5 protein-coding genes are annotated in these 3,359 nt (G+C 65.9%); 1 reads left to right on the plus strand and 4 read right to left on the minus strand.

The window, feature by feature from the left end:
* On the minus strand, positions 1-238 hold a 238-nt coding region (locus AB0L45_RS39355; protein ID WP_365848613.1), incomplete at its 3' end, for a leucine zipper domain-containing protein.
* Positions 239-325: 87 nt separating this feature from the next.
* Entirely contained in the window at positions 326-691 is a 366-nt protein-coding gene (locus AB0L45_RS39360; RefSeq protein ID WP_046929261.1) for a VOC family protein, read from the minus strand.
* A 96-nt stretch (positions 692-787) separates the two neighbouring features.
* Here AB0L45_RS39360 and AB0L45_RS39365 point away from each other — a divergent pair, with 96 nt between their 5' ends.
* Entirely contained in the window at positions 788-1,753 is a 966-nt protein-coding gene (locus tag AB0L45_RS39365) for a WYL domain-containing protein (RefSeq protein WP_365848614.1), read from the plus strand.
* Between the two features lie 26 nt (positions 1,754-1,779).
* On the opposite strand, the gene AB0L45_RS39370 is transcribed toward AB0L45_RS39365, so the two are convergent.
* A complete protein-coding gene (locus tag AB0L45_RS39370) occupies positions 1,780-2,166 on the minus strand; it encodes a transposase (protein ID WP_365848615.1) in 387 nt (128 codons plus the stop codon).
* The coding region (locus AB0L45_RS39375; protein ID WP_365848616.1) for a transposase at positions 2,114-3,359 on the minus strand (1,246 nt) is incomplete at its 5' end. The genes AB0L45_RS39370 and AB0L45_RS39375, both read right to left, overlap by 53 nt.

A 3,359-nucleotide genomic window follows, 5' to 3' on the forward strand; every position in this document is an offset into this window, starting at 1 on the left:
GTCGCAGGCTGACGCACCTCTTCGTCATGGTCTTGCGTGTCTTGGCCGGACAGCTCCGCGGTCGAGAGGATCGGTCCTGCATGGACTCGTCTGCGAAGTAGCGATCGACCCAGCGCTTCACGGTCGGCCAGGCCACCTGGAAGCGGGCCGCGACTTTGCTGATTGGCCAGCCGTCGTCAGCGACGAGAGCGACTTTCAGCCGGTGGCGCGGGGTGAGGGCCGCGTTCGAATGCGACATTTCTGAGCTCCCAGACAGGCTGAAAGGCCGGCCATGGTGTGTGGCCGGCCCTTCAGTTTGGAGATATGCGAGGAGGGATAGTGCAGGTCAGTCGACCGGGGAGACTCGGATGAGGTTGCCGTCAGGGTCCGTAATCACGAACGTGCGGCCGAAGACAGCATCATGCGGCTCCTGCACAACGTGGACCCCCTTCGAGGCCCACCTCGTGAAGATCTCATCAATCGCCTGCGACGGCCCCGGCACCATGAGTCCGATCTCTGTCGTACGAGGGAGGCTCGGGACCGCGTGCTCGCTGTAGCCCGTCCACAGTGCGAACAGGACACCGGGGGCAGCTTCGAAGGCTACGTAGTGGGGACTGGTGAAGGTCGGTTCGATCTCGAACAGGTCGCTGTAGAAGGCGGTGGCGGCCTCGGCGTCGCGGACGCCGATCAGGAACAGGTTCGGTGCGGGCATGGAGTGCTCCTCAACTCGTTGATTTCTCGGAACAGCGCCCAGTGGATCGCCCAATCGCGACGGAACCTGTCACCTTTTCTGAGAACATGGGTACGCATGAAGGCTTCAAGGCTCCTGCATCTCCTGCTGCTCCTGCAGACCCGTCAGCGGCTCACTACCACGGAGCTCGCCGCGCGTCTTGAGGTGTCCCGGCGGACTGTGCTGCGGGACGTCGAGGCGCTATCGACAGCGGGCGTGCCCGTCTATGCCGAACGTGGGCGGAACGGCGGGATCGTCCTGCTCCCCAGTGCACGGCTCAGCGCATCCCATCTGGAACCACCAGAACTGGAGGCCCTGTCCGTGGCCGGCTTGGACAGCGCACTACGTGAGCGAATGGGCCTAACTGCGGTGTGGGAGTCGGCCGAGCGCAAGATCGCCGCCCGCCAGGCTGCAGCACCTGAGTCGCCGAACCAGCCGCGGCTGGCTGACTTTCTGCTTGTCGACAGCACCGCGTGGTTTGCTGCCCCCGAGCCAGCGGTCGAAGTATCGGACCTGGCCTCGACCCTGCGACACCGGCGACGCCTTCGAATCCTGTACCGGCGCAGCGCCGAGAGCCAGGCCTCGACACGGGTGGTCGACCCGTACGGGATCGTGGCGAAATCAGGTCGCTGGTATCTCGTCGCCGATGACCAGGGCGATAGCCGGCTGCTCGCTCTGGAACGGCTGTCGGCCTTCGAACAGCTAGACGCGCCAGCCGTGCTCCAGCCAGGCGAAACCCTCCGCACCAGATGGTCCGTGTTGAAGAAACGCACTGAGGAGCAAGATCGCGTGAGCGTGACCATCCGCCTGCCGGAAAAGGGTCTCGACCTGGCGCGGCGCATCCTCGGCACCCGCATCCACCATGTCTCCGACGCAGAAAAAGGCTCGTGCGTCGTCGTCGTGCGCTACCCCGACATCGAGTCGGTGCGTCAGCTTCTTCAGTTCGGCGACCACATCGAGGTGCTCGCCCCTCAGGCGGCCCGCGCACGCATCAGTCAGCTCGCCAGGGGCCTGGCTGACAGGCACTCAACCCCTGGCCCGTGATTGCCGACCAGGCCCCCTGTTCTCAATCAACGTGCCCGGTCAGAAGCTGAGTCTGTCGGGAACCTTGGAGTCCGGGTCAGCCCGGTGGCCCGCCATTTGCGGGGTCGTGGGAGACCTCGGTGGTCCAAGTAGTTCTGGAAGGCCGTAGGTTGCCGGGGATGGTGTCCGGGGCTTCCGGGTGCCTGTGCGCTGATCCGTTCAACGTTGATCGCGATGGCGGTGAGGACGTGCTGGGCGTGGGCCCTGTCCCTGCTGCGATAGCGACACCGTCGCATTCCGTGGCCGTGGACGAACTCATTGATCGTGCTCTCCACCCCCGCCCGCATCGCGTATCGGCTCTTCCAGGCGGGCGTCTGCTGCTCAGCGCGCGCGGAAGCAAGTAGTTCGTGTAGTTCGCGGGGGTAGAAGCCCACCAGCCGGCGGGGGCCGCGGGTGCAGTCCGCTTTGACCGGACTGCCCGCAGTCGGTCTGCGAGAACTTCGCGTGGATGACGGGCGCGGTGGACGGGTGGGCTGCCCAGCTGATGCTCGCTGTGCCCAACGGACAGATCACTTGCCGGCGTTCCCAGTCGATGGTGAACGCGTCGCGGTCGAACACGTCGCCCTTGCGGGTGACCTTCTCCTTGACCGGTCCGACCAGGTGAATGTGGTACTCACGGGCCGAGCGATCGCGGTGCGCCACGGACATGTAGCCGCCATCGACCAGATGCTCGCCGGGCAGCAGCCCTCTTTCCTCCAGCCGGGCATGAACCATGGGCGGGGTCCGGGCGTCGTTGACCGAGGCCACGGTAGTGGTGACGTCCGTGATGATGTTGACCGCGCCGGCGTCACAGGTCTCCGTGACGTGCGCGAGGAATCCCTTCCACCGGGTGTCGCCACGACGGGCATAGCGGGCGCTCACGTCGTAGGGCGAGACGACCGCGGTGGACGCGGGTGGCAGCCCGGCATCGGTGGGTATCCGCCACTGGGTGCGCCCATGGCCGTCGATCAAGTAGTTCTGCAGAAAGATCTGCCGCAACGCCTGGAGACGCGGCCCATCCCGCAATTTCCCAGGCAGGCAAAACACATGGCACAGCAGCAGCTCAGCGTCCTGTCCGAGGTAGTTGATGCGCGTCTTGGGCCGAGTGGGGTTCTTGCCGAGCCGTGCCGCGCGCCCGTAACGCTGCCCCCACTCTGCCGTGACCAGGGCCATCAGTTCCTCCGGAGCCTGGCGGGCGATCTCCTCCAGAGCCGCGCGCATCGCCTCGGCGACCAGCTCGGTCCGGGCCAGGTCCCGGACCGCGGCAAGGACGTGGGTGGAGTCGGTGCGTTGACGTCCGCGTTCCGTGATCAGCCCGGCGGTTCTGATCCGTTTGAGGGCGAGCTTCAGGAGCTGATCGGCTCGGCCGTCCACGGACAGGCGTTCGCGGAAGTCGGCCAGGACGCTGTGGTGGAATCCTGGATCATCCAGCTCCATGGCCAGGGCGTGCTTGAAGTCGATGTGACAGCGCACTGCCTCGACAACCTGCCGGTCGGACAGTTCCATCAGGAACTGCAGGACGCAGACGGTGGCGAGTTGGGCTGGTGACAGGCCGGTCCGGCCGTCACTGGGGTACCACTCGGCGAAG

It is taken from the genome of Streptomyces sp. NPDC052496, from assembly GCF_040679095.1.
In the GTDB taxonomy this organism is placed as follows: domain Bacteria; phylum Actinomycetota; class Actinomycetes; order Streptomycetales; family Streptomycetaceae; genus Streptomyces.

Coding starts and splice junctions, on each gene's coding strand:
- AB0L45_RS39360 (WP_046929261.1), bottom strand. CDS start 691: ATGCCCGCACCGAACCTGTTCCTGATCGGCGTCCGCGACGCCGAGGCC.
- AB0L45_RS39365 (WP_365848614.1), top strand. CDS start 788: ATGAAGGCTTCAAGGCTCCTGCATCTCCTGCTGCTCCTGCAGACCCGT.